This window comes from Amycolatopsis sp. MJM2582 (genome assembly GCF_000754115.1).
In the GTDB taxonomy this organism is placed as follows: Bacteria; Actinomycetota; Actinomycetes; order Mycobacteriales; family Pseudonocardiaceae; genus Amycolatopsis; species Amycolatopsis japonica.
The window spans coordinates 735,793-759,297 of sequence record NZ_JPLW01000002.1 but is presented as its reverse complement, the minus strand read 5'-3'; the positions used below and the strand labels follow the sequence as shown (position 1 = coordinate 759,297).

Sequence of the window (23,505 nt, the reverse complement as noted above, 5' to 3'; positions counted from 1 at the left end):
CGATGACCCGCACCAGCGCGATGCCGTCGGTCCGCGAAGGCGAGCCCCGCCGCGGCGGCACGGTCACCTGGGCCTGCGCGCCCGGCTTCCCGCCGGCGGTGATCTTCCCGTTCACCCCGGCGGAACGCATGGGCATGCGCAACGTCCTGGAGTTCCAGGCCCTCATGTACCGCACCCTGTACTTCTTCGGCAGCGACGGCACACCCGAGGTCGACTACGCCTCCAGCATCGGCGAGCCTCCCGTGTGGAGCGAGGACGGGCTGACCGTCACGGTCAAGGTCAAACCGTGGAAATGGTCCAACGGTGAGACGTTGTGCGCCGACAACGTGTTGTTCTGGGTGAACCTGCTCAAGGTCAAGGGCGAGCGGTACGGCGAATACACCCCCGGCTATTTCCCCGACAACTGCACGGACTACGGCAAGCTGTCCGAGGACACCTGCTACTTCACCTTCGACAAGGTCTACTCCCGGCGCTGGGTCCTGATGAACCAGCTCAGCCTGATCATCCCGCTGCCGAAGGCGTGGGATCGCACCGCGGCGGGCCCGGCGAACGCCTCCGGCGACCTCGCCGACGTCGAGGCGGTCTACGACTACCTGATGGCCGAGCAGGGCGACATCATCGACGAGGGCAACGAGCACCGCACCCGCTGGGCCGACAGTCCTGTGTGGAGTGTCGTGAGCGGGCCGTGGCGGTTGAAGAGCTACACCCTGGACGGGGTCGTGACGTTCGTGCCCAACGAGCACTACTCCGGCCCGAACAAGCCGTATCTCGACGAATTCCGGCAGATCCCGTTCTCCTCCGACGAAGAGGAGTACCGCAGGCTCGAAGACGGGCCGGACGGCGAGGCCGCGGTCCAGGTGGGTTACCTGCCGCTGAGCTTCGCCACCGGGCACACCGACGATCCCACCAAGGGCGGCGTCAACCCGTTGGCGGAGCACTACACGATGGTGCCGCAGGTGGCGTACTGCATCCGGTACACCAGCCTGAACTTCAACAATCCCACCGTGGTCGGGAAGATGTTCGCCCAGACCTACCTCCGCCAGGCGCTGCAGTGCACGCTCGACCAGGACGCCGCGGTCCGGGACATCTACCAGGGTTACGCCTACCGCCAGAACGGGCCGATGCCGATGCTCCCGGTGACCGACCTGGTGTCGCCGCCGCAGCGCGGCGGAGCGTGGCCGCTGCCCTTCGATCCCGGGCGGGCCAAGAAACTGCTGACCGAAAACGGCTGGGACACCAGCGTCACGCCCGCGGTGTGCGTCGACCCGGAGCTCGCGGGCGAAGGGATCCCGCTCGGTACGAAGCTGAGCTTCCGGTTGCGTTACGTGGAAGGACGCCCGGCGCTGACCCGGCTGATGACCCAGTACAAACGTGACGCCGCAGCCGCGGGTATCGAGCTGCGGCTCGAAGAGGTCTACGGCTCGATCCTGGTCGCGGAGGACGCGCCCTGCTACCCCACCGACGAAACCCCGTGCACCTGGGAGATGTGCTGCTGGAACGGCGGCTGGGTCTACCACCACCCGACCGGCGAGATCCTGTTCAGGACCGACGCGGGCGGCAACTTCGGCCACTACCACGATCCAGTGGCCGACGAGCTGATCGAGCGCACGGTCACCACCGACGATCCGGACGTCCTCTACGAGTACCAGGACTACATCGCCGAGCAGGTGCCGGTCGTCTTCAACCCCAACTTCCCGATCCGGTTGTTCGAGGTCGCCCGCTCCCTGCGCGGCTTCGAACCGGTCAATCCGTTCGGCATGATCAGCCCGGAGAACTGGTACTACGTCGATGGCTGACCCCGTCGCCCCCATCAGCGCGCACGCCATGCTGCTGTTCCTGCTCCAGCTGGGACTGCTGCTCGGGCTCGCCTTCGCCCTCGGACGGCTCGCCATCCGGCTGAAGATGCCGGCGGTGGTCGGCGAGCTGACCGCCGGTGTCCTCATCGGACCGTCGGTGCTCGCGCATCTGGCGCCAGGTCTGTCGGCCTGGTTGCTGCCGCACGACGCCACGCAGCTCAATCTGCTCGACGCCGTCGGGCAGCTCGGTGTCCTGCTGCTGGTCGGCATCACCGGCATGCACATGGACCTGAAGCTGGTGCGCCGCAAGGGCGGACCCGCCGCCTGGACCAGCGCGGGCGGTTTGCTGGTGCCGTTGGGACTCGGCATCGGGCTCGGCTTCGTGCTGCCCGCGTCGCTGATCCCGGCGGGGACCGACCGGGCCGTGTTCGCGCTGTTCCTCGGCGTGGCCTTGGGCGTGAGCGCGATCCCGGTGATCGCGAAGACCCTGCTGGAGATGCGGCTGCTGCATCGCGACATCGGCCAGCTGATCGTCAGCGCCGCGGCCGTGGACGACATCGTCGGCTGGCTGCTGCTGTCGGTGGTGTCCGCGCTGGCCGTCACCGGGCTGGTCGCCGGTCAGGTGGCGTTCTCGATCGCCGGCCTGCTGGTGGTCTTGGTCCTCACCGTCGTCGCCGGACGGCCGCTGGTCAACGCGTCGCTGCGCCTGGCGAGCCGTTCGTCCGAGCAGGGGCCGGGGATCGCCACCGTCGTGGTCCTGCTCCTGCTGGCCGCCGCGGGCACCCACGCGATCGGCATGGAACCGGTGCTGGGGACGTTGCTGTGCGGCATCCTGATCGGGTCGTCCAAACACGCCGACCTCGCGCGGCTGGCCCCGTTGCGCACGATCGTGCTTGCCGTGCTCACCCCGATCTACTTCGCCACCGCCGGGCTGCGGATGGATCTCACGGCACTGCGCGACCCCGCCGTGCTCGGCTCGGCCGTACTGGTGCTGGCGGTCGCCGTCATCGGCAAGTTCGCCGGCGCCTACCTCGGGGCCAGGGTGGGCAGGCTCAGTCATTGGGAGGGACTGGCGCTCGGCAGCGGTCTCAACGCGCGCGGCGTCATCCAGGTGATCGTCGCGATCGTCGGCCTGCGGCTCGGCGTCCTGACCACCGCCACCTACACGATCATCGTGCTGGTGGCGATCGTGACCTCGCTGATGGCGCCGCCGACCCTGCGCCGCGCGGTGGGCCGGATCGCCGTCACGGAGGAGGAACGCGTACGGGAGAAGGGGTTCCATGTCCAGTGAGCGACCACGACTGCTGCTGATCGCGACCGGCTGGCAGGTGTTCCGGGAATACCTGCTGCGGTCGATCGGCACCCGGTTCCGGGTGCACCTGTTCCACACCGCGGAGCCGACCTGGGAACGGGAGTACATCACGGGCTGGACCGTGCTGCCCAGCACCATCGACGGTCCCGCGATGGCCCGCGAGGCGGTCCGGCTGCACGAGGCCGAGCCGTTCGACGGAGTGTTGTGCTGGGACGAGGGGCGCATCCACGCCACCGCCCACGTCGCCGAAGCGCTCGGGCTGCGGTGCGGCGACCCGGCGATGATCTGGCGGCTCCGGGACAAGGCGCAGACGCGCGCCGCGCTGGCCGAAGCCGGTGTTCCCCAGCCGCGGTCGGTCAAGGTCAGCACCCTCGCGCAGGCGCTGGCCGCGGCGGAAGAGGTGGGCTACCCGGCGATCCTGAAACCGCGCGGCCTCGGTGCGAGCCTCGGTGTGGTCCGGGTCGACAGCCCGGAGCGGCTCCGCGAGATGTTCGCCTTCACCCACGACACCAAGGCACCCGATCCGGTGGTCTATGGCAGTGACCATCCGGTCCTGGTCGAGCAGTGCGTGACCGGCGAGGAGGTCAGCGTCGATTCGGTCGTCGCGGACGGCAAGGTCACGCCGCTCTTCCTCGCCCGCAAGGTGGTCGGGTTCCCGCCCTACGCCGAAGAGATCGGCCACTACGTGGACGCGGACGATCCCCTGCTCACCGACTCCGCGTTCACCTCGATCCTGCAAGCCACGCACACCGCGCTGGGTTTCCGCGACGGCTGGACGCATACCGAGTACATGCTGACCGGGACGGGCCCGAAACTCATCGAGGTCAACGGCAGGCTCGGCGGCGACCTGATCCCCTACCTCGGCCAGCTGGCGACCGGCATCGATCCCGGCGTCCTCGCCGCCGCGGCGGCCTGCGGTCACGAGCTGGACATCCGGCCCACCCGGCGGCGAGTGACCGGGATCCGGTTCTGTTACGTCGACCGGGACGACACCGCCATCGCGGCGATCCGCTTCGATCCGACGACCCTGCCGTCGAACGTGGATCAAGCGGTCACCATCGCCAAGCCCGGCGCCGTGATGTCCCCTCCGCCGAAAGGGACGGTCTGGGGGCGGGTCGCCTATGTCACCGCGGTCGCCGATTCGATCGCCGAATGCGCGCGGACCCTCGACGCCGCCCAGGCGTCGCTGCGCATCACGACCTCGGCGGTAGGTGTCGGTCGTCACGTGGCGCCGCGCCGGTAACATCCTGGCGCGACCAACCGCTGAGCCAACATTTCTAGGGACGTCTCCCCACCCACCACTTGGTCCTGACAGCCCAGCGAGTTCAGCGCTTGGTAGATGCCAGACAGGTTGTAGAGCGTCGAGGCGTCATTGCGGGGCTCGAGAATCGACGCTCAGTGCGACGCAGCATGACCACAAGGTGGTGAGGATCGAAGCCGCGGTCCTGCTGGAAGCGATCGATATCGCCAACCCGGCCAGGCACGCCAACTCGCGGCGCGTGGTGCGGGCCGATCTCGGGCGTGTCGGCGACGATGACGTCGACCTTCACGATGCTGCGCCGGGGTCGGCGCTGCTGGCTTCAAGTCCAGGCACTCGAAGCCAGCAGTGCGGACGCGTGTCCGATTAGCAGCCATTAAGCAGGGAGCTGATCGTCTTGTCCATGTGTGGCATCGACTCGACTGCTCAGCAGCCGCGCAGCGAGCTGATGCGGTCGTTCATGTGGGCGGGCACGTTTCCTCGCCAGTCGACGGAAACACGCCACAGGGTGCCGCGATAGTCGGCGTCGGTGTGGGTACACCAGATTCTGTTGGTGCGGTTGTAGACGGAGGAGATCTGGTCGTTGAAGTTCTGCCCCTGGAGATTGGCGGAGCCGGTCTGGAAGCGAACCATTCGGCCCTGAGCGTTGGCGTGCTCCCACGCGCAGAACCAGCCGGACGGGCAATCCGAGTAGGCGGTGATCGACACGCCACCTTCTTGCGACGCTGGGGCGGCGCCTGCCGTCGTTTCGGCACTTGCCGTTCCGACGAATGCCACGCCGGCGGACAAGGCCGCACCAGCGGCGATCGTGGCGAAGAGCTTCTTCATTTCATCTCCTATTTGTTGTTGGTGCGCCGTCGTCTGTGGCGGCGCGGATTTCCGGTCCTCAGCTCTTGGCCGGGACGACGAACACGTGGCTCATGCCGGCGTTGTGGGTCGTGGTCGACCCGCGTGAGTCGGTCAGGCCTACCGCGGTGCCCTGCACTCCGCCGTCCATGCCGTCTTTCCACTTCACCAGGACGTAGGCGTTGAACCGCTGTTCGCAGTCGGGCCGGACGGTGAAGTCGGGCAGGTGCAGTGGCACGTAATGGTGGTGCACCGAATAGGACATCTGGCGGGTCGTCGTGGTGGCGTTGCCGGTCTGGCAGAGTTTGTCGCCGTTCCACTGGTTGACGAAGAGGGTGAAGGTGGCCGTCGAGGCCGGCGGTTTGGTGCAGTCCTTGTCCTTCACCGGGTAGCACGTCTTGTACTCGGTGTCGGCGAAGACACTGAGTTTCGCGAAGCCCGGCGCGAGTGTGAAGTACGGCAACGCGGGCTCGCGCGCCACGACCTCGGGATCCGGCCCGACACGGACAAGGCCACGGGGCGTGGCCCGCTGGGCGGGCAGACCGTTCGCGGTGTTGGCCACGGACGTGTCGGCGAACTCGAGGAATCCGTCGTGCAACTGGAACCGGGCGTCGAGTTCCGTGCGCATCGTGGCGGCACGGACGTACGCGGTGCAGGTGACCTTCGTGTCGACACCGGGGTGCACCAGGAAGCGGGTGGTGAGCTGGACGTCCTCCTTTTCCGGCTCCAGGGACGCGCCCTTCTGCAGGATGTTCTGTCCCGTCACGAAGCTCTGTTCACCGCCTGGCCAGGTGCACCGCACCTCGTTGTCGAACAGCGAGCGGTAGGTGGCGGAGTTCGCGCGCATCACCGCTCTGACGTAGGCGGTCTGCGTCGCCGACATCTGCAGGTACACGCTGCCCAGCTCCTTGACCTCCTGGTCGAACTTCACCGGCTCACCCGGCTTCGTCTCGGGCACCTTCGGCGCGAGCACCTGTTGCGGCGTGAACTTGACATAGGTGGCGTCGCTCGCGGTCGCCGCCGGCGCGAGCACGACCAGCACCACGGCACCGAGAATGAAGGACAGGATTCGCCTCACCGAGGTCTCCTTTCACCAGTGAGAATTTAGCGTGACGAACTATTTCGGCGATAACACATGGCCGCTTCGTTAAGAGGCGAGGTGGTGTTTCGGTGGGTACGGATACTCCTGAAGTGAAACTGATTCACGGCCCACCAGGGGTGCGGAACAACCATGTCGCGTAACAGGCAGCGGCGGCAAGGGATACCGGAATATGTGTCGTCCCGGCATGCGTGAAACGGCCCTGAACAGGGGTTTCCCGAAGGGTGTGGGACGGTGCCATACTGGCTTGCGGCACCGGAGACTTGGGGAGGGTCGATGGATGTGTCGAGCGCGCGCAGCGAGCTTGCGCGACTTCTCGCCGCACTCAAGGAGCGCAGGGGCCTGAGCTATTCAGAGCTAGGCCGAGAGTCGCATATCAGCAGTTCAACCCTGCATCGATACTGCTCCGGAGTAACAGTTCCACCCGATTACCGGACGATTGCCGCAATCGCCACCGCCTGTGAGGCGACTGACCAAGACCTCACCGATCTGCTACGGCACTGGCAGGTGGCCAACGGCAAAATAACCGCGGAGACACCGGTTTCCGCAGCCGAAACTCCGGACCTGTCCTCCGGCTCTCGCCAGCGGCGCCCACGATCACTCGCGGCCGCCGCTGCGATCCTCGTGGCGACCGTGATCCCGTCGAGCACGGCATTCAACGATGCAGACCCCTCAACCCCCGCGCCCGCCGCCGCTCCCGCCGACGCCGTCATCCGATACGACTTCACGCCACGTCGCATACTCGCACCGCGGATGCCCAAGGCAATGCCGGGCGAATCCCGGAAGCCCGATCATGAGGTGGTGGCGCTGGGCAGCGTCGAGCTCGAGATGGCGACGACCCAGACCGCGTACGTGGTATCGGTGATGCGCGCGAGCTCGGCGACCCACCTCTCGCTGTTCGACAACGAGGTCCGGTGCAGGTGGCCCGGCGGGGAGCAGAACTTCGTGACCGGGCAGAACATCCTGGAGGAAGGCGCGTCGTCGGAGCGGGAGAAGGAAGAGGTCCAGCTCACCACCCGCTTCCTGCTGCATCCCGGTGTGGCCACCAAAGTCGCCTGCACCGCCTATCTCCGCGCCGCCACCCTCAGGGAAGACCTCGACGCGCAGTTCCGGCTGGACAGCGGGCGGATCGAGGTCGCCGACACGTCCGTGGGCAACACGACCACAGGCGCGCCGGCCCAGGGTGCGGTGCCGCGTGGCCTTCTGCACGTGGGACCGGACCCACGCATGATCGCCCGGGAGCCGGTACTCAGGTCCGTCACCTTCGCACCGGGATTCACCCACCTCAGCGTCGTCGCCGACACCCAATACCAGACCTGTTACCCGCAGAAGGGCAAGCACTGCGACACGTTTGACCCGACCGCGTCGAGGGCCACCTTCACGCTGTACGTCACCCAGTGGAAGGGCAACGAGGTCTGCCACAAGAACCGGGCGACCGGGGAACTCCGCGAGATGTCCCACATGGTGCACCGCCACCACGTACCACTGCACCTGCCCGACTTCACCATCCGCGCCGACTGTGACCCCCGGTTCAGCGCCTACGTCATGGTGAAGTGGGTGGACGGGATGGACGGCGCGGTACAGGGCGCCGTGGAAGACCTGACCGACTCACGCGGATCCACCACAATGCACAACGCCGACATGAGCCACATTTTCATGATCCCCCACAAGGGCTTGCGCTGAGTCTCCGCGGACCCGCTTCACCAGCGCCGGCAAAACGGAGGGATTCGCACACCCGACGCGGTGAAGCCACGCCTTCCGCACAGGCCGCAGGGGCCTCCTTCCCGGGAGTCGTCCCATCGTGTCCTGAGTGGACAGTGTCGTCGGCGCGGCGGACGCTGGAGGGCGTGGACAACGGCATCTGGCCAGCGTTCCCGGTCACGCGCGGCAGCGACCTCGGCGCCGCGGTCTGGCTCGGCCCGTCCCAACTCGGGCACGATGCGATCGACGTGAACAACGTCAGCCAGCTGCCGGCATCGCGAACGCCCTGGGATCCGGCCGAGCACGCCGCACCGGGCACCAGCTTCGTGACCCCCGAGCAGTTCCTCGACTGCCTGCCCGTCACGGTGCGGATGAGCATGATGGCCTGCCTGAACGACTTGAGCCTCCGGACGGCCTGTTGGGCCACCGCGGGAACGGCGACAGCGTCGACTACCGCATCGCTCTGCCCTGACCTCCGGGCCCCTTCCCGGGGGACACGGGGGCGCTAGCCGTCCGGGTTCTCCCGCAGGCGACCGATCTGCGCCTCGAACATCGGTGCGTTACCCCCGGCGCCGCACCCGAAGCAGTGGAACGTGCCGTAATCCGACGTGGCTGGCCGGTAAGAGTCGGCCTGAGCGGCAACTTACCCGACCTCGATCACCTTGACGTTGGTGATTGCGGCCTGACACGAGGTGCTGGTGTTGCCTTTGAATTTGAGGAAAAGGGTGTCGGTGTACGCCTTGAAGGTACGGAGCACTGCCTTTCGCCAGTGCGCCTTCCCGTCCGCGTCATGTGGCTTGATGTCGGCTGACAGCACGGTTGTTCCGTCGTCGTCGGCGAATTCGACGGTGAAGTCGACGTTCTGGCCGACGCAGTTGCCCCAAGCGTCGGGGCTGTGCTGGAAGCTGAGCCGGTACCAGGCGCCCGGGTCGGGCGTGAGGCGCTGTTGGATACCGCCGCCGGTGAACTCGGGGCCGAGATCCACCGCCTGGTAGCCATTGGGGTGCTGGGCAAAGTCTGCGCTGAGCAGGTCATAGCCGGCGCCGGCCTTCTGCCACGGGGCGGCAGGACCGTTGTTGCGCCACGTGACCCCGGACAACGTGGGATCGGTCACGAAGGTCCCGTTCTCCACCAGGTTTTCTTCTGGTGCGGCGGAAGCGGATGCCGTTTGCACGGTCAATGGGACGGCCAGAAGCATTGCCGTGGCCGCGACGACGATACGACTGCGTATTTTCCTGTGTTCGGTCATGATCGAGTGGTAGGTTCCCGCGCCATCACTTAAACGGTTTTCGGTTGCTCTTCCCCTCTGTGTGTGAACGGCTTCGCCCAAAAGTGGTTCGGGAACCCGAATGTCGGCGAGTAAGTCCTCGGCGTCTGAAGCGGCCAGGAACCCGGCGCTCCGAGCGCGCGGATTGTGCTCAACGTGGACACGCGGAAATTGAGGTGCCAAGACAGGCCGAGCATCCCTACCGTCGTCCCCATGCACCAAGAGTCCGCGCTGCTGAACGTCATTGATGTGGAAGCCACCTGCTGGGACGGGCAGCCGCCGCCCGGCTCGGTGAACGAGATCATCGAGATTGGTCTCACCGTCGTGGATGTGTTGGCGGGGCGCCGTGTGTCCCGGCATCGTGTCTTGATCCGGCCTGTCCGGTCGACGGTGAGCGACTTCTGCACTGAACTGACCGGACTGACGCAAGCCGAGGTGGAGCGGGGCGTCTCCTTCGGCGAGGCATGCCGAATCCTCGTCGAGGAGTACGGGGCTGGGGAGCGCCCCTGGACCAGTTGGGGCGAGTACGACCGTCGGCAATTCGCGCGGCAAAGTCACGCTGACGGGGTGGCCTACCCGTTCGGCTATCCGACTGAGCGCACCCACACCAACGCCAAGGCCGTGTTCGCCGCGGCCTACGGGCTGCGCAAGAAACCCGGCATGGATCGCGCTCTGCAAATCGCCGGACTACCGTTGGAGGACGCCATCACCGCGGCGAGGACGACGCGTGGAACATCGCCGCACTCGTCCTTGATCTTGTGGGCCGTGGGGCATGGCCGGTCACGGCCACAATCACCTGAGCAGGCTGTGAGCCTGCCCCGGTTCTCCGGACATCCCTTGGAGAGCCGCAACTTTCGTGACCGACGTTGCACGGCGCGCTTCGCGTCCGGGTGTTCAGGTGGTTGTCCAGGGTAGCCGTATCGCTTCGATCTCGGAGTCGCTCACCAACGCGTCGACCAGCACCTGCGAGCCGACGACCTTGGTGGCCCACAGGTCATAGTCGGTACACAGGCACCAGGAGCGATCCTCAGCCCACAGGTTGGACGGGCTGAAGTCGGTCTCAGGATCGTCGTACAAGATCACGGCGTCACCGAGCTTCCCCACGCGCACATGGAGATTCTCGAAGTCGCTGGCCCCGAGCGTCAGCGGGCTGTAGTAGGCCAGGCAGCGGGTGACCGGACCTGCGGGACCATGTTCGGTGAGGATCTCCAGCAGCCGCGTCCAGGTCTCGCGATCGAGGCTCCCCTCGGTGGGCGGAACGAGCCCGAGCGGCCAACTGCCCTCCTTCCTGACTGAGGGAAAGCATCGGTACGAGGGCAGCAATCCGTCGGGAACCACAGGGGCGCCGGTACGCCGGGCAAGCTCCGCCCAGCGCAAGCGCCGCCACCCGGGACCGGGGTGCTCGGCCCGGCCGAGCCCACCTCCCGTGGTCACGCTGATCGCGTCGAGGTCGACGCCGCCGATGATGTGGGGCTGGACGCTTCTGTCCTCGAGGCGCGCCTGGTGGTACTCGTGATGAGTCGTCTCCATCGGCCCTCGCTCGTGCTCATACATGGCGTTGAGCACCCACGCCGCGTCAGGCATCGCCGGTGGCATGAACCCGGTCAGACCGTCGCCGCACACCGCCTGTAACCAATCTGTGACACCGGCCGGTGCCAGCGGCCACAGCTTCGTCAAGGCGGTCGAAGACTCGGACATGCCTGCATGATCCCAGTCAGCACGCGCGGAGCGTGCCGCGAGCACCGCGTCGAGCAGGATCTGCCTCACCTCTCCTTACCGCGATCGAGGACAGCGGCGGTCAACCGCATACGTCTCGCGGTCCCGCAACAGTGGTCAGCTGCCGTCGGGTCGCACGCACCACGATTTCGTGGTCCTGCACGCCGGGATCGATGAGCAGCACACCTTCCCCGCCCCGTACGACGATGGCGTTCCTCTGCACGAACTCGCGTGATCGCGTGGACGACACGCGTGACTGGACGGACGACACGCGCATTCCAGGGGGCGCCGTCGTCCGCGCTCCCGACGGCAACCTCGTCGGCCTGATCCACAACCCCCACTTCAAAGCCGAGTAGCCCACTCAGCCGATGTCCAGCACCGCTTTGCCGTGGAGGCGCCGTTCGAGCAGGGCCGTGACCGCCTCACCGTAGGAGGTCCACGGCGCTCGCATGCTGATCCCGGGGTCGAGGCGGCCCGCGGCGATCTCGGCGGCGAGCCAGGTCAGGTCCGCGGAGAAGTCTTCGGCCGGGTCGGCGAGCAGGAAGTAGGTGCGGATCGACCGGTCGTGCCGTCCGTCGGTCGGTGTCAACGCTGCGGCGGGGAAGACCGAATCCGTTCCGGACGACCGGCCGACGCTCACCACCGTCCCGCCCGCCTCGACGGCGGCGAACGCGTCCACGAGCTGCTGTCCTCCGACGTTCTCCAACACCGCCGCCACCGGGCGCTCCACGTGGGCGGGGTCGGCGTGGACCTCGTGCGCTCCCAGCGCCCGCAGGCCGTCCTCCAGCGCGGGATTCCCGCTGATCGCGACGACCTCGGCGCCCGCGCGGGCCGCGAGCTGGATCGCGTAACGGCCGACACCGCCGGAGGCGCCGGTGATCATCACCCGGCGGCCGAGCAGCTGTCCCATGCGGCGCAACACCTGCAACGCGGTCAGCCCGGCGACCGGGATAGTGCTCACCGCGCCGAGGTCGGCGCCGTCCGGCACGACGCCGAGCCGCTTGGCCGGGACCGCCCGCAGCTCCGCCCATCCGGCGGTCTCGCCGAGCGTGACCACCCTGGTCCCGGCCGCGGGACCGGAACCGTCGGGCGCCGGCTCGATCACGACGCCTGCCGCGTCCCAGCCGATCAAGGATCCGTCCGGAGTGGACGGATCGATCGCGCCCTTGACCTCGCCGTAGTTGAGGGAAACCGCCTCCACCCGGACCAGCGCCTCGCCGGGCGCGGGTTCCGGATCGGCCACGTCGGCCTGGGACAGATGGGCTTTCGCGGTGTGGTCCACGACTAGTGCGCGCACGGTCCGATCTCCTCCGGTGAAAGTGCCACAGTGTGGCGTTTGCTCCATTGAAGCATATGCTCGCTCGGGGCGGGTCGGCTAGACTTCGGTCCATGACGACCTCCGGGGAGCCCGCGACGCTGCGCGAGCGCAAGAAGCTGCGTACTCGCCAAGCCCTGGCGGAGACGGCGATCGTCCTGTTCGGCGAACACGGTTTCGACGCCACCCCGCTCGACGCGCTGCTCGAAGCGGTGGAGGTGTCGAGACGGACCTTCTTCCGCAACTACCGCTCGAAGGAGGACGTCGCCCTCACCGCCGTCAAGCAGCTCTGGAGCGATTTCCTGGTCACATTGGACGAAACCGGGAAGTCCGGGTCCCTTGTGGACGTTTTCCGGGACGCGCTGCTGACCACGTTGGCCCGTATGGACGACGACTGGTACGAGCGCTTCCCCGCGACGCTCAGGTTGATCGACCAGTCGGCCTCGCTGAACGGCCATTCGCTGCGGCACTGCGCGGAGATCCAGACCGAGGTCGCGCACCGGCTCGGCGATCCGCGCGACCTCGAACTGCGCATGCTCATCGAATTCTGTGTGGCCACCTGGCGGTGCGCACTGGACGAATGGCTGCCCGACTGCGCTCCCGGCGAGCTGCCGGGCCACGTGCGGCGCGCGTTCTCCGCCATGAACGACAGCTTGCTGCTGCGAGCCTGAGGCCCCCGCTCAGCGCACGAGGCCGGATTCCCAGGCCCACACGGCGATTTCCGTCCGGTTGCGCGCGGCGATCTTGCGCTGGATCGAGGCGAGGTGCGTCTTCACCGTCGACAGGGAGATCGTCAGCTCGTCGGTGATCTCGGCGTTCGTCCGGCCGCGCGCGATGGCCTTGGCCACGTCGAGTTCGCGCTGGGTCAGCGCGGGCTCGGCACGGCGGGCGCGGCGCCGGGCCGAGGTGGCGGTGAAATGGGCCAGCAGCCGCGTGGTGATCGACGGTGAGACCAGCGCTTCACCGTTCGCGGCCGCGTGCACCGCCTCCACAAGCAGTCCGGGACCGGCGTCCTTCAGGAGAAATCCGCAGGCGCCGGCGCACAACGCCTCGTGGACCAGCTCGTCGAGGTCGAAAGTCGTGACGACCAGGACGCGCAACGGGTCTTCGACATCGGGGCCCGCCAGCCGCCGCGTGGCGGCGAGACCGTCGACGAGCGGCATACGGATGTCCATCAGCGTGACGTCCGGCCGCAACCGCTGGGCCAGCCGGACCGCCTGCTCGCCGTTCTCCGCCTCGCCGACCACTTCCAGCCCGGGCACCCGTTCCAGGATCAACCGGAAACCCGTGCGTACCAAGGCCTGGTCGTCGGCCAGCAGGACTCGCACCGTCACCGCGCGGCTCCTCCTTCCGGCGCCGCGGCGGCCGAAACGCCACCCGGCAAAGGCAATTCGGCGAGCACTCGCCAGCCGCGCTCGCCATCCGCCCCGGCGGTCAGCGTGCCGTCGAGCGCCCCGATCCGCTCGGCCATCCCGATCAGGCCGTAGCCGCCGGGCGACCGGCGCACCCGGCCTGGCCGGAGACCGTCGTTGGCGACCTCGACCCGGAGGTACCGGCGGCCGTCCACCGGCTCGACCAGCACGGTGACGCTGCGGGCGTCGGGCGCGTGCCTGCGCGCGTTGTTCAGCGACTCGAGGACGACGCGGTGGACGGTGGACACCGTTTCCGGCGCGACCGCGAGTTCGGCGAGTCCGTCCGCCAGCCGCACCGTGACGCCCTCGTCGTCGCCGACCGCCGCTTCGATGGTCTCCACCAACCCGCCGGCGGTGACCTGCGACGCGAGTTCGGGGCTGCGCAGCATCATGACGAGCCGCCGCACCGCGCCGAGGGCTTCCGCGCCCGCTTGCTCGATCTCCTTGATCAAGTCTTGTTCCGGCCCGTCCGCGAGGATGACGCCGGCGGCTTGCGTACGGACCACGACCCCGGTGATGTGGTGCGCCACCAGATCGTGCAGTTCCCTGGCGAGGGCGAGCCGCTCCCGGTCGCGGGCCGCGGCCAGCGCCGCCTCACGACGGGCTTCGCCGTCCCGCAGCATCAGCCCGACGATGACACTGCACCCCCACAGCAGCGCCCAGACCACCGCGATGGACAGCGTCGTGAACGTGTCGGTGAAGCGCAGGACCGGAGCCGCGGCCATGGTCAGTCCCCCGAGCACCGCGAGCACGGCGGCGTGACCGCGCGGCAGCCGGTGGCACGCCGCCCCGACCAGGACAGCCAGCGCCAGCGCCTCGGCGTCACCGCTCGGCGCCGCGGCCGGTTCGAACAGGAAACCGACCGCGCTGCAAGCCAGCGAGAGGACGATCCCCGACGCGGTCAGCGTCGCCGTCCGCGCCGGGAAACGGCGCCGCAGCAACGCCAACGCCCCGAGCACCAGACCGGCCGCGAAGTAGAGGATCTCACCTGCCGGAGCCGGGCCGTCCAGGATCAGCCGGCGCACCAGCTGTTCGATGTTGAGCCCGGCCAGCACCACGATCTCGGCGATCACCAGACCGCGGACCGGAGGCGGAGTGGCGGTCGGAAGCACGCTGCCGTCCTTCCTCGTTCGCTGATCCGGTGATCATCATGCCTCAGCGATGACGGGGACGCCGGATGCGCCGGCGTCCCCGGTGTTTCATCGTGGTTCGGCCGCGCACGCCAGGTCGTGCTTCGGGCGCTGACCCGTCAGCAGGAACGTGGTCGCCGCCGTGTCGGCGCATTTGTTGCCGACGTAGGGATAGACGCCGTGCCCGCCCGCGTCGACGGTGACCATGCGGGCCCGGTCGCCGAACGCGCGCCGCAGTTTCTCGGCACCGGCCAGCGGGGTCGCCGGGTCACGCTGGTTCTGCAGCATCAGCACGCTGGACGGGCCCCGGTCACCGACGCGCACGGGCGGATCGGCGGGCGCGGACCAGAACGCGCACGGCTGGACGTTGGCCCCGGCGGCGCCGAACATCGGATGCCGGAGCCGGTCGATCGCGACGGTGCGCTGATAGGTGCCCACCGAGCCGGGCCAGCGGGAGTCGTTGCAGATCATGTAGTAGCGGCCGGAAACCAGGTTCTCCACGCCGGGCACTTCGCCGGGGCCCAGCGGAGGGAGCGGCTGGTCCTTGTCGAGGGCCTGCCAGATCTTGGCCACGAGCGGCATTCCCGCGTCACTGAAAAGGAAGCCGTACGTCAGCATCCGGAACGTCGGGCCGTCGATGTCCCGCACGGGCGCCTTGTCCAGCCGCGCGGCGAGGTCGAAGTACTTCGCGGTGACCTGCTCGGGCGTGCTGCCCAGACCGTAGGTGGCCGAGCCGGCCGCGGCGAACTTGGCGAAGTCCGGGAAACGGTCGTCGAAGCCCTGGGCGTACAGCCGGTCGTTCGCGTAGTCCCAGCCGTCCGGGCCCACATTGCTGTCGAGCATGATCCGGTCGCTGCGCTGCGGGTACAGCGTCGTGTACACGGCACCGAGGTGGGTGCCCCACGAGTAGCCGGCGAAGGAGATCTTCTTCTCTCCCAGCGCGGCCCGGATGCTGTCCATGTCCCGCGCGGTGTTCGCCGTGCTGACGTGCGGAAGCATCCACGCCGACTTCGAGGTGGCGCATTGCCGGGCGATGGCCTTCGACTGCTCGGCCCGCTTCGCCACGTCGGCGGCGTCGCGCGCATACGGCGGGACGTTGCCCACCGCGCTCTGCTCGGGCGTCAGGTCACAGGTCACCGGCGTGCTGTGCGCCATCCCGCGCGGGTCGAACCCGATCAGGTCGTAGCTGTCGAGGACGGCCTGCGGCAGCTTCGCCGTCCTCAGGTCGGCGGGGAACTTCAGCCCGGCCGACGGACCACCCGGATTGGTGAGCAGCACGCCGCGACGCTGTCCCGGGTTCTTGCTGGCCAGCCGGGAGATCGCGATGTCGATCCGCTTGCCGCCAGGGTCGTCGTAGTCGAGTGGGACCTTGATCGTCGAACATTCCAGGCCGGGTGCCGCGGCGTCGGCCGGACACGGCCCCCACTTCACTGTCTCCGGCGACGCCTCCGGTGCCGCCCCGGCCGGTGCCGCCGCGGCGGCGGCCGCCGCCAGGATGGCGATCGCGAGCGCGATGGACCACGTCTTTCTCATCCGAGACCCCTCTTCCGATCTGTTGGCGAATCCCCATCCTGTTCGCCGGGCGGTGAACGCACATCGAGCGCGCGAATGGTTCCTTCATCGCCTTTGGTCGGCCAAAAGGACTAGCCCGAAGGAGCATGGGGCGAGCGAGGAGGCGGGGGTGCCGGTACCGAGTGGGTCGAGCGGGTCGTGAGTGGTAAGTGACGTTAGAACGCCACTTACCACTCACGACCCGCTCGCGCTCAGAGCATCGCGTTCACGCCTGTGAGATCCCGGCCGATGAGCAGCTTCTGCACCTGGCTGATGCCTTCGTAGAGGGTCAGCACGCGGGCGTCGCGCAGGTACTTGCCGACCGGGAACTCGTCGATGAACCCGTAGCCGCCGAAGACCTGGAGGCAGTTGTTGCTGACCCGCACCGCGGCCTCGCTCGCGTGGTACTTCGCGATGGACGCGTCGGTCGCGTAATCCTTGGGCGAGACACCGGAATCGGCGATCCGCGCGACGTGATGGGTGAGCGTGCAGATGGTGCGTGCCTTCACTTTCGAGCTCGAAGGTTCGCCCAAACCGGCCTGTGCGGCGGAATCGGTGACGCGCTACTACTTGTGACACCCGTCGTGTGTGGCGGCCGGCCAGGTCAGGAAGAGACGGTGTCGAGCAGCCGGTTGAACCGCAGTCTCGTGGCGCGTTCGACGGCGGAAAGCACCCCGGCGACGGTCAGGACGATGTTCCCCCACGTCGGCAGATCGACCGGCGAGACGAACCTGCCGACGTGCTCGGCGACGGCCGGGACCCGGGTGACAGCCTCGGCACCGTGCATGAGGCTGATGACGAGCGCCGTCAGGAGAACAAGGAGGCTCACCACACCGACAAGGGCGCTCGTACGCGGAAACCGCCGGCCGAATCGCGCCCGCAGTCCTTCCTGCGAACGATCGTGCGGCCGCAGCGCGCGTTCGGTGCCGTCGTCGGCGACGAAGTGGATCCGTTTCATCCCGAACGCGCTGGTGGCGACCTCGATGACGCCGCCGGGCACCGGAAACGACGTCGGCAGATTGGACCGATGAACCTGGGCACCGTCCCGGTACAGCGCGGCGGGGCTCTTCCCGGACGCGTCTTCGTGCTGCTTCCGGGTTTTCGCCTCGGCCAGGTGCCGGACATCGACCGCGTACACCTGCGTTTCCCCGGACGGCGTCACGAGATCGAGGAAGAGCACCGAGCGGGAAAACAGTTGCCAGAGCCGGTATTCGGGGAGCGCGCTCCCGTCGCCGGGCCTGACTTTCCCGAGCTGCCATTGTCGTTTGAGGTTCTTCATGGTCCTTTCTCTTCCTGTTGGAGCAGGGCGTTCAGCCGCCGCAGGACGTCCAGCTGGGCCGGGTTGTAGAGCTCCGCCAAACCCCTGACGACCATCGGCGCGGCCAGCGCCGCCTGCGTCGTCGCGTCCACCAGGGACGGCTGCGCCTCGATCTGACCGCGCGCGACCGGCAGGAGTTCCTCGGCCACTCGCCGCCTCGTGACTTCGTCGGCGTCGGCCGGTAGCGCGTCCAACTCCGCTTGTGCCGGAGAGCGCGGCACCGCGTGCAGCTCCCGCACCGCCTCCATGGCCTTGGCGTCCAGCACGCGCGAGAAGACCATCAGCATCGAACGCTCCACTTCGGACAGATCGGCGACGTCCCCGTCGAAGCCCGGCGGGAGGTCGACGAGGCTGCGGCGCTCCAGGATCAACGCCAGTTCCTTCCGCATCCGCTGCTGCCGTTCGATGCTCGCCTTCAGTTCGGCGTCCAGCGCGCGTAGCGTCCGCTCCGCGTTCCCCTCCGACTCCTCCATCGCCTCGATGTCGGACAGCGGCACCCCCAGATCGACGAGCCGCCGGATCCGCAGCAGCCGGATCAGATGCGTGACGCGGTACCGCTTGTACCCGTTCGCCCCGCGTTCGGGCTCGTCGAGCAGGCCGATCCGGTGGTAGTAGCGGACGGTCTTCAGGGTCGTGCCGGCCAGGTCCGCCAGCTCACGTGTGCTCCAAGCCATCTCCCGAAGTGGACACCATGCCCCTGGGGCACAGTCAAGGAAGATCACCGGATGGCGCCCGCGGCGAACGTCTTTCTTGACCATGCCCCGAGGGCACGGTCTCTACTCGAAACGGACAGACGCCCGACGCGCCACCCGAGGGGGAACCATGCGGAGAGCCTTGACCATCGTCGTCGCCGCGGCCACGGCCGCGGTGATGTTCGCACCACCAGGACTCGCTCAGACCGGCCTGGAGTGGGGCGATTGTCCCACCGACGTCGCCAAGCACGGCCTGCGATGCACCACCATCGAAGTCCCGCTCGACTACCGGGACCCGGACGGGCAGCGGATCCGGCTCGCGGTCTCCCGCCTGGCGAGCAAGAACCCCGACAAGCGCCGGGGCGTGCTCCTGACCAATCCCGGCGGTCCCGGCGGCAGCGGCCTCGACTTCCCGGGCGGGCTCGTCGACCTCAAACTGCCGCAAAGCGTCCTGGACAGCTACGACATCATCGGCTTCGACCCGCGTGGCGTCGGCCGAAGCACCCCGGTCACCTGCGACCTGACTACCGAACAGCAGTACAAGGGCAACATCCCGCCCTACGCGCGCAACGCGGCCGACGTGCTGACGCAGGCCCGGAACGCGAAGACCGTCGCCGGGCAGTGCGCCGAGTCCAAGACGGCGAACCTGCTCCCCCACGTGTCGACCGCGGCCACCGCGCGCGACATGGACCGGATCCGCGAGGCGCTGCACGAGGACAAGCTCTCCTTCCTCGGCTACTCCTACGGCACCCATCTCGGCGCGGTCTACACCACGTTGTTCCCCGACCGCGGCGACCGGATCGTGCTCGACAGCAACCTGGCCCCGGGTGGCCTGGACCGGACGGGCAGCAGGCTGTTCGGTCCGGGCATGGAGAAGCGATTCCCGGACTTCGCCAAGTTCGCCGCGGCGCGTCCGGAGTACGACCTGGGCACCACCCCGGAAGCGGTGACCGCGAAGTACTTCGATCTCGCCGCCCGCCTGGACAAGACGCCGGTGCAGGGCTACGACGGCAACCTGTTCCGGCTGGCGACCTTCGGCTCCCTGTACCGCGACAGCCGGATGCCCGCGCTGGCCGAGATCTGGAAGGCGCTCGACACGAACCAGCCGCCACCCCCGGCGGCCGCGGCCGAGGCGCAGCCGAATCTGGAGAACGCGGTGGCCAGCCACCTCTACGTCATCTGCAACGACTCCCGCTGGCCGAAGTCGGTGGGCAGCTACCTGCACGACGTCGCCGTCGACCGGAAGCACTACCCGATGTTCGGCGCGTCCGGGGCCAACATCCGCCCGTGTGCCTTCTGGCGCTCCGAGCCCGCCGAACCGCCCGTGCGGGTCGGCGACCAGGGCCCGTCGAACGTGCTGCTGGCACAGAACACCCGCGACCCGGCGACGCCACAGGCGGGCGCCGCGCAGATGCGGCGCGCCCTCGGTGACCGGGCGCGGATGGTCACCGCCGACCAGGGTGGCCACGGTGCCTACCTGATCGGCGCGAACAAGTGCGCCAACGACACGGTCACCGCGTTCCTCACCACGGGCGAGCGTCCCCAGGACGATCGCGTCTGCGCGGCGGAACCGGCCCGGCACCCTCCTGCGGGCGCCAGCCATTCGAGCGAACCGGTGACGTATGACGCGGTGTCACTGGTCCCGTCGCCCCTCCCGTAAGACCATCGGAAGGCGCCCACTTCCCGTGGGCGGTGTCGAGAACGGGGAGAACAGTGCGGAACGACCTGCTGATCGTCGAGGATCTGCTCTTGCTGCTACTCGACGACGAGACCGGGACGCCTGCGGCGGCGGGCACGCTGCCGTACACCCTCGGCGGTGCCGTGCTCGCCGAACTCGCGCTGCTCGGCAGGGTCGAGACGGGGAAGCCGTCCGCGTTGAACGGGCCCGAAATCATCGCGGTGGGTGACGGGCCTCTACCCGATCCGGTGCTTCAGGCCGCGTACGACCGGATCGCCGGAAAATCCCAGCGCGTACAGCCGCTGCTGCTCGCGATCGGCGGAGACCTCTGGAAGACACTGACTGACAGGCTGATCGAACGCGGCCTCATCCGGCGCGAGAAGAAGCGGGTGCTCGGCCTGTTCCCCGTGACCCGCCTGCCCGCGGCCGACACGCGGCATGAAGCGGAACTCCGGGACGAGATCCGTGCCGTGCTGGTGGAGGACAAGACTCCCGACGCGCGCACCGCCGCGGTGACCGCTCTGCTGTCCGCGAGCGGTGCGTTGCCCACGCTCCGGCCGCCCCTCGCGTGGTCGGCGAAGGTCTACAAGCGCGCGAAGGACATCGAGAACGGCAACTGGGGTGCCGAGGCCGTCAACGCCGCCGTGGTGCGGACGGCCGCGGCGATCGCGGTGTCCACGGCCGTCGTGGCGGTCACCGCCACCACCGCCGCGACGTAGCCGGGAGCCGGGTCAGCGCACCAGACGGCCGCCCGGATCGCGGCGTGGTGAATCTCCAGTGCGCGGCGCACAGGAGGCCCTGAACTCTCCTGGCCTCTACGGATCAGTAACATCTGGAGGTACTTCGTCACCGATTTGGGGATCTATCCCGTGCTTTGTACTACTGGCAACCGCTTAGTTTGTCTCGGTGATTCGTTCACCGAGGGTGTCGGCGACGAGGACCCGTCGTCCCCCAACGGCGTCCGCGGCTGGGCCGACCGCGTCGCGGGCACGCTCGCGGCGAACCACGAGGACTTCCGCTACGCCAACCTCGCGATCCGCGGCAAGCTCCTCGGTCAGGTCCTCACGGAGCAGCTGGACCCGGCGCTCGCGCTGAACCCGGATCTCGTGACGCTCTACGCCGGCGGCAACGACCTGATGCGGCCGAAGGTCGACATCGACGCCCTCATCGAGGACTACGACGACGCGGTCGGCAAGGTGGTCGCCACCGGGGCGCGGGTCATCCTGTTCACCGGTGTCGACGGGGTCGAAGACGCGTTGTTCCGCAGGATCCGGGGCCGCGTCGCGATCTACAACGAGCACGTCCGCGGGATCGCCGCGCGCCATGGAGCGCTGCTGGTGGACATGTGGGCGATGCGCCAGTTGCGGGACAGGCGGCTGTGGGCGCCGGACCGTCTGCACCTGAACTCGTTGGGGCACAACGAGATCGCCATCGCCGTCCTCGACGCGCTCGGCGAGCCGCACAAGCTGACGCCCGCCACGCTCGGGCCGAGGCCGTCGCTGAGCCCGCAGGCGCGTCGAACCGAAAACCTCCAGTGGGGCAAGGAACACGCCGTCCCGTGGATCAAACGCAGGCTGCGCGGCGAGTCCTCGGGCGACGCGCTCATGCCGAAGCGGCCGACGATGGACCCCTACACCTGACGCGGCCGAAGCCCGTCGAAGAGGATGCAGATCGTCCGGGCCCGGAACTCGGGTCCGGCATGCTCCGCCGCCTTCGCGGTTCCGATGATGACCGCGATCAGTTCTTCGACGCCGAGGTCCTTGCGGACGTCGCCGGTGTCCTGTGCCCGGCGGAGCAGCACTCCAAGCGCGTCCTTCAGCCGGACACCGATGACCGACCCCGCCGACGGCACGCTGACGCCGGCCGCCGACAGGGCTTCGAAGTAGGCGTTCTTGGCGCCGGACATCTCGATCCAGCCGGTCAGGAAGCCGAAGAACGCGGCGCCCGGGTCGGCCGAGTCAGCGGCCACCGTGGCCTCCGCTTCGTCGACGAAGCGGTGCAGGCGCGCGAAGAGCACCGCTTCCAGCAGGGCTTCTTTCGTCGGAAAGTGCCGAAACACCGTACCGACGCCGACGCCTGCTTCGCGGGCGACCTCTTCGGTGGGCGCGCTGGTGCCTTTGGCCGTGAAGACGCGCTCCGCGGCCTCCAACACCCGTGTGCGGTTACGGCGGGCATCGGCTCGGAGCGGTTTCTCGTCCGTCACAGCGGGGATCCTAGACCCGTTGTCGAGCGCCTAGTCGGGCATCTCGTCCAACACGCGCGCCAGGGCCTTCGGGACGCCGGTGCGCCAGCCGCCGCCCATGATCCGGCGCGACATACGTTGGAAATCGTCGTCCGGGTCGAAGCCCTCGTGACTGAGGAACAGCCGGGTCCCGTGGCCCTCCGGTTCGAGCCGCCACGTGACCGTCCACTCCGGACCCCAGCTGATGCTGAGCAGCCGCTCCGGCTCCACGGCCAACACCTCGCAGGCGACCGGGCCGCCCGCGAAACCCGCGGCGGGAACGGGATCCGCCAACAGCTCGAACCGGTGTCCCACAACGGGTTTGATGTCGTTCGGCATCCGAAGCCAGCGTTCCAGCAGATGGGGTTCGGTCAGCGCGCGCCACACCTTGCGCGGCGGATGCGCCAGGAACTGGTCGACGTGAACGGCCGTCGGATCGTCGTCGTTCAGAAGTCCTCCTCGTCCAGCAGGTCGCGCAGGTTCCCCAGCTTGCCGCGCCAGTACCGCTCGTAGGGCGAAAGCCAGTCGGAGACCTCTCGCAGCGGCACGGCGTCCAGAGAGTAGACGCGATTGCGGCCCTTCCTCTCTTCCCGGACGAGCCCGGCCTCACGGAGCACCCGAAGGTGTTCCGACAGGCTCGGCCGCCGCATGTCGAACTGTTCGGCGATCTCCCCCGCCGCCCGCGGACCGTCGAGGAGGATTCCCAGTACTTCACGCCGGGCCGGATTGGCGAGCGCAGCGAAGACGTCGTCGTTGACCGGCACTAGCGCGGCCAGTTCCCGTAGCCCGAAGCTTCGAGCAGCCCCATCGCGTTGCCGTCAGGATCTTTCAGTGACGTCACTCGCCCCCACGGCATCTCCTCCGCGTCGCCGACCTCGACGCCTTGGGCGCGAAGCTCCGCGATGTCGGCGTCCACGTCCGTGGTGGTCAGCTGGAAATGCACCCGCATGTCGTGATCCAGCCCGCCGACCGCGCGATCGACGAGGACGAGCCCGGTGTCCGCCCCTTTGGGGCCGACCATGACGAACGGACCGTGCGGGCCGCTGACGTCGACGATCAAGTCGAAGCCGAGCTTGCCGAGGTAGAAGTCCCGCGCCTCGGTCAGATCGGAGACCGGCACGGTGAGGAACTGGATGCGGTCGATGTTCATGGGCCGACCATACGTAGGAGAATTCCTACATGTCAACTTTCGA

General features: G+C 68.3%; 26 protein-coding genes and 1 pseudogene. 12 read left to right on the top strand and 15 right to left on the bottom strand.

Annotation, left to right across the window (positions count from 1 at the left end):
* The first annotated feature begins 2 nt into the window (after window positions 1-2).
* From ED92_RS13810 to ED92_RS42475, 4 genes are all read left to right on the top strand, one after another.
* The gene (locus ED92_RS13810) at window positions 3-1,796 is read left to right on the top strand and encodes an ABC transporter substrate-binding protein (protein ID WP_037339921.1); all 1,794 of its coding nucleotides are present in this window, start codon (window positions 3-5) and stop codon (window positions 1,794-1,796) included.
* A complete protein-coding gene (locus ED92_RS13805; RefSeq protein ID WP_037337762.1) occupies window positions 1,789-3,087 on the top strand; it encodes a cation:proton antiporter in 1,299 nt (432 codons plus the stop codon). Before ED92_RS13810 ends, ED92_RS13805 begins: the two co-directional genes overlap by 8 nt.
* On the top strand, window positions 3,077-4,351 hold the full coding sequence (locus ED92_RS13800; protein WP_052120522.1) for an ATP-grasp domain-containing protein: 1,275 nt from the start codon (window positions 3,077-3,079) through the stop codon (window positions 4,349-4,351). The genes ED92_RS13805 and ED92_RS13800 overlap by 11 nt, the downstream gene beginning before the upstream one ends.
* Before the next feature lie 181 nt (window positions 4,352-4,532).
* The gene (locus ED92_RS42475; RefSeq protein ID WP_152610927.1) at window positions 4,533-4,736 is read left to right on the top strand and encodes a hypothetical protein; all 204 of its coding nucleotides are present in this window, start codon (window positions 4,533-4,535) and stop codon (window positions 4,734-4,736) included.
* Between the two features lie 56 nt (window positions 4,737-4,792).
* Here ED92_RS42475 and ED92_RS13795 read toward each other — a convergent pair whose 3' ends face one another.
* Entirely contained in the window at window positions 4,793-5,194 is a 402-nt protein-coding gene (locus ED92_RS13795) for a peptidase inhibitor family I36 protein (RefSeq protein WP_037337760.1), read from the bottom strand.
* Window positions 5,195-5,252: 58 nt separating this feature from the next.
* The gene (locus tag ED92_RS13790; protein WP_037337759.1) at window positions 5,253-6,290 is read right to left on the bottom strand and encodes a hypothetical protein; all 1,038 of its coding nucleotides are present in this window, start codon (window positions 6,288-6,290) and stop codon (window positions 5,253-5,255) included.
* A 297-nt stretch (window positions 6,291-6,587) separates the two neighbouring features.
* On the opposite strand from ED92_RS13790, the gene ED92_RS13785 reads away from it, so the two are divergent.
* Both ED92_RS13785 and ED92_RS13780 read left to right on the top strand, forming a co-directional pair.
* On the top strand, window positions 6,588-7,994 hold the full coding sequence (locus tag ED92_RS13785; protein ID WP_081975782.1) for a helix-turn-helix transcriptional regulator: 1,407 nt from the start codon (window positions 6,588-6,590) through the stop codon (window positions 7,992-7,994).
* A 164-nt stretch (window positions 7,995-8,158) separates the two neighbouring features.
* The gene (locus ED92_RS13780; protein WP_152610926.1) at window positions 8,159-8,521 is read left to right on the top strand and encodes a hypothetical protein; all 363 of its coding nucleotides are present in this window, start codon (window positions 8,159-8,161) and stop codon (window positions 8,519-8,521) included.
* 134 nt (window positions 8,522-8,655) lie between these two features.
* Here the strand turns inward: ED92_RS13780 and ED92_RS13775 are convergent, their stop codons facing one another.
* Entirely contained in the window at window positions 8,656-9,261 is a 606-nt protein-coding gene (locus ED92_RS13775; RefSeq protein WP_152610925.1) for a hypothetical protein, read from the bottom strand.
* Window positions 9,262-9,492: 231 nt separating this feature from the next.
* On the opposite strand from ED92_RS13775, the gene ED92_RS13770 reads away from it, so the two are divergent.
* A complete protein-coding gene (locus ED92_RS13770; protein WP_235213266.1) occupies window positions 9,493-10,194 on the top strand; it encodes a 3'-5' exonuclease in 702 nt (233 codons plus the stop codon).
* Here ED92_RS13770 and ED92_RS13765 read toward each other — a convergent pair.
* Complete coding sequence (locus ED92_RS13765; protein ID WP_200882699.1) at window positions 10,174-11,046, bottom strand: hypothetical protein; 873 nt, start codon at window positions 11,044-11,046, stop codon at window positions 10,174-10,176. The two genes, ED92_RS13770 and ED92_RS13765, sit on opposite strands and share 21 nt — an antisense overlap.
* A 122-nt stretch (window positions 11,047-11,168) precedes the next feature.
* Between ED92_RS13765 and ED92_RS43145 the strand changes: the two genes are divergently transcribed.
* On the top strand, window positions 11,169-11,351 hold the full coding sequence (locus ED92_RS43145; protein WP_200882698.1) for a hypothetical protein: 183 nt from the start codon (window positions 11,169-11,171) through the stop codon (window positions 11,349-11,351).
* A gap of 5 nt (window positions 11,352-11,356) precedes the next feature.
* On the opposite strand, the gene ED92_RS13760 is transcribed toward ED92_RS43145, so the two are convergent.
* Window positions 11,357-12,292 (bottom strand): zinc-binding dehydrogenase, encoded by a 936-nt coding sequence (locus ED92_RS13760; protein WP_037337751.1) that lies wholly within the window; start codon window positions 12,290-12,292, stop codon window positions 11,357-11,359.
* A 92-nt stretch (window positions 12,293-12,384) separates the two neighbouring features.
* Between ED92_RS13760 and ED92_RS13755 the strand changes: the two genes are divergently transcribed.
* Entirely contained in the window at window positions 12,385-12,981 is a 597-nt protein-coding gene (locus ED92_RS13755; protein ID WP_037337747.1) for a TetR family transcriptional regulator, read from the top strand.
* Window positions 12,982-12,990: 9 nt separating this feature from the next.
* On the opposite strand, the gene ED92_RS13750 is transcribed toward ED92_RS13755, so the two are convergent.
* The 6 genes and pseudogenes from ED92_RS13750 to ED92_RS13725 all read right to left on the bottom strand — a co-directional run bounded on the left by ED92_RS13750 (window position 12,991) and on the right by ED92_RS13725 (window position 18,395).
* Window positions 12,991-13,644: a response regulator transcription factor gene (locus ED92_RS13750; protein WP_037337741.1), complete on the bottom strand. Its 654-nt coding sequence runs from the start codon at window positions 13,642-13,644 to the stop codon at window positions 12,991-12,993.
* Window positions 13,641-14,834: a sensor histidine kinase gene (locus tag ED92_RS13745; RefSeq protein ID WP_037337734.1), complete on the bottom strand. Its 1,194-nt coding sequence runs from the start codon at window positions 14,832-14,834 to the stop codon at window positions 13,641-13,643. Before ED92_RS13745 ends, ED92_RS13750 begins: the two co-directional genes overlap by 4 nt.
* 87 nt (window positions 14,835-14,921) lie before the next feature.
* Entirely contained in the window at window positions 14,922-16,385 is a 1,464-nt protein-coding gene (locus tag ED92_RS13740) for an alpha/beta hydrolase (protein ID WP_037337731.1), read from the bottom strand.
* A 230-nt stretch (window positions 16,386-16,615) separates the two neighbouring features.
* Window positions 16,616-16,891: pseudogene (locus ED92_RS13735) on the bottom strand (acyl-CoA dehydrogenase family protein); the annotation flags it as partial.
* A gap of 116 nt (window positions 16,892-17,007) precedes the next feature.
* Window positions 17,008-17,682, bottom strand: a complete 675-nt coding sequence (locus ED92_RS13730; RefSeq protein ID WP_037337720.1) for a hypothetical protein — start codon at window positions 17,680-17,682, stop codon at window positions 17,008-17,010.
* Window positions 17,679-18,395: a MerR family transcriptional regulator gene (locus tag ED92_RS13725; protein ID WP_037337717.1), complete on the bottom strand. Its 717-nt coding sequence runs from the start codon at window positions 18,393-18,395 to the stop codon at window positions 17,679-17,681. Before ED92_RS13725 ends, ED92_RS13730 begins: the two co-directional genes overlap by 4 nt.
* 148 nt (window positions 18,396-18,543) lie before the next feature.
* Here ED92_RS13725 and ED92_RS13720 point away from each other — a divergent pair, with 148 nt between their 5' ends.
* The 3 genes from ED92_RS13720 (at window position 18,544) to ED92_RS13710 (ending at window position 21,731) form a co-directional block, all read left to right on the top strand.
* Window positions 18,544-20,073, top strand: a complete 1,530-nt coding sequence (locus tag ED92_RS13720) for an alpha/beta hydrolase (protein WP_081975781.1) — start codon at window positions 18,544-18,546, stop codon at window positions 20,071-20,073.
* Between the two features lie 53 nt (window positions 20,074-20,126).
* Entirely contained in the window at window positions 20,127-20,810 is a 684-nt protein-coding gene (locus tag ED92_RS13715) for a GPP34 family phosphoprotein (RefSeq protein WP_037337707.1), read from the top strand.
* 150 nt (window positions 20,811-20,960) lie between these two features.
* Window positions 20,961-21,731, top strand: coding sequence for an SGNH/GDSL hydrolase family protein (locus ED92_RS13710; protein ID WP_037339914.1), 771 nt, complete (start codon window positions 20,961-20,963; stop codon window positions 21,729-21,731).
* Here ED92_RS13710 and ED92_RS13705 read toward each other — a convergent pair.
* From ED92_RS13705 to ED92_RS13690, 4 genes are read right to left on the bottom strand one after another with little or no spacing between them, the layout of a single operon-like run.
* Window positions 21,722-22,294, bottom strand: a complete 573-nt coding sequence (locus ED92_RS13705; protein ID WP_037337704.1) for a TetR/AcrR family transcriptional regulator — start codon at window positions 22,292-22,294, stop codon at window positions 21,722-21,724. The two genes, ED92_RS13710 and ED92_RS13705, sit on opposite strands and share 10 nt — an antisense overlap.
* Window positions 22,295-22,324: 30 nt before the next feature.
* Window positions 22,325-22,762 carry an SRPBCC domain-containing protein gene (locus ED92_RS13700; RefSeq protein WP_037337701.1) on the bottom strand — a complete coding sequence of 146 codons (438 nt, stop codon included), beginning with the start codon at window positions 22,760-22,762 and terminating at the stop codon, window positions 22,325-22,327.
* Window positions 22,759-23,076 (bottom strand): metalloregulator ArsR/SmtB family transcription factor, encoded by a 318-nt coding sequence (locus ED92_RS13695; protein WP_037337699.1) that lies wholly within the window; start codon window positions 23,074-23,076, stop codon window positions 22,759-22,761. Before ED92_RS13695 ends, ED92_RS13700 begins: the two co-directional genes overlap by 4 nt.
* Window positions 23,076-23,462, bottom strand: coding sequence for a VOC family protein (locus ED92_RS13690; RefSeq protein WP_037337696.1), 387 nt, complete (start codon window positions 23,460-23,462; stop codon window positions 23,076-23,078). The genes ED92_RS13695 and ED92_RS13690 overlap by 1 nt, the downstream gene beginning before the upstream one ends.
* Window positions 23,463-23,505: the final 43 nt, after the last annotated feature.

Excerpts from the sequence above, each read along its gene's own strand:
- ED92_RS13810 (WP_037339921.1), top strand. The coding sequence starts at position 3 with ATGACCCGCACCAGCGCGATGCCGTCGGTCCGCGAAGGCGAGCCCCGC.
- ED92_RS13805 (WP_037337762.1), top strand. The coding sequence starts at position 1,789 with ATGGCTGACCCCGTCGCCCCCATCAGCGCGCACGCCATGCTGCTGTTC.
- ED92_RS13800 (WP_052120522.1), top strand. The coding sequence starts at position 3,077 with ATGTCCAGTGAGCGACCACGACTGCTGCTGATCGCGACCGGCTGGCAG.
- ED92_RS13795 (WP_037337760.1), bottom strand. The coding sequence starts at position 5,194 with ATGAAGAAGCTCTTCGCCACGATCGCCGCTGGTGCGGCCTTGTCCGCC.
- ED92_RS13785 (WP_081975782.1), top strand. The coding sequence starts at position 6,588 with ATGGATGTGTCGAGCGCGCGCAGCGAGCTTGCGCGACTTCTCGCCGCA.
- ED92_RS13775 (WP_152610925.1), bottom strand. The coding sequence starts at position 9,261 with ATGACCGAACACAGGAAAATACGCAGTCGTATCGTCGTCGCGGCCACG.
- ED92_RS13770 (WP_235213266.1), top strand. The coding sequence starts at position 9,493 with ATGCACCAAGAGTCCGCGCTGCTGAACGTCATTGATGTGGAAGCCACC.
- ED92_RS43145 (WP_200882698.1), top strand. The coding sequence starts at position 11,169 with ATGAGCAGCACACCTTCCCCGCCCCGTACGACGATGGCGTTCCTCTGC.
- ED92_RS13755 (WP_037337747.1), top strand. The coding sequence starts at position 12,385 with ATGACGACCTCCGGGGAGCCCGCGACGCTGCGCGAGCGCAAGAAGCTG.
- ED92_RS13740 (WP_037337731.1), bottom strand. The coding sequence starts at position 16,385 with ATGAGAAAGACGTGGTCCATCGCGCTCGCGATCGCCATCCTGGCGGCG.
- ED92_RS13730 (WP_037337720.1), bottom strand. The coding sequence starts at position 17,682 with ATGAAGAACCTCAAACGACAATGGCAGCTCGGGAAAGTCAGGCCCGGC.
- ED92_RS13725 (WP_037337717.1), bottom strand. The coding sequence starts at position 18,395 with ATGGCTTGGAGCACACGTGAGCTGGCGGACCTGGCCGGCACGACCCTG.
- ED92_RS13720 (WP_081975781.1), top strand. The coding sequence starts at position 18,544 with ATGCGGAGAGCCTTGACCATCGTCGTCGCCGCGGCCACGGCCGCGGTG.
- ED92_RS13690 (WP_037337696.1), bottom strand. The coding sequence starts at position 23,462 with ATGAACATCGACCGCATCCAGTTCCTCACCGTGCCGGTCTCCGATCTG.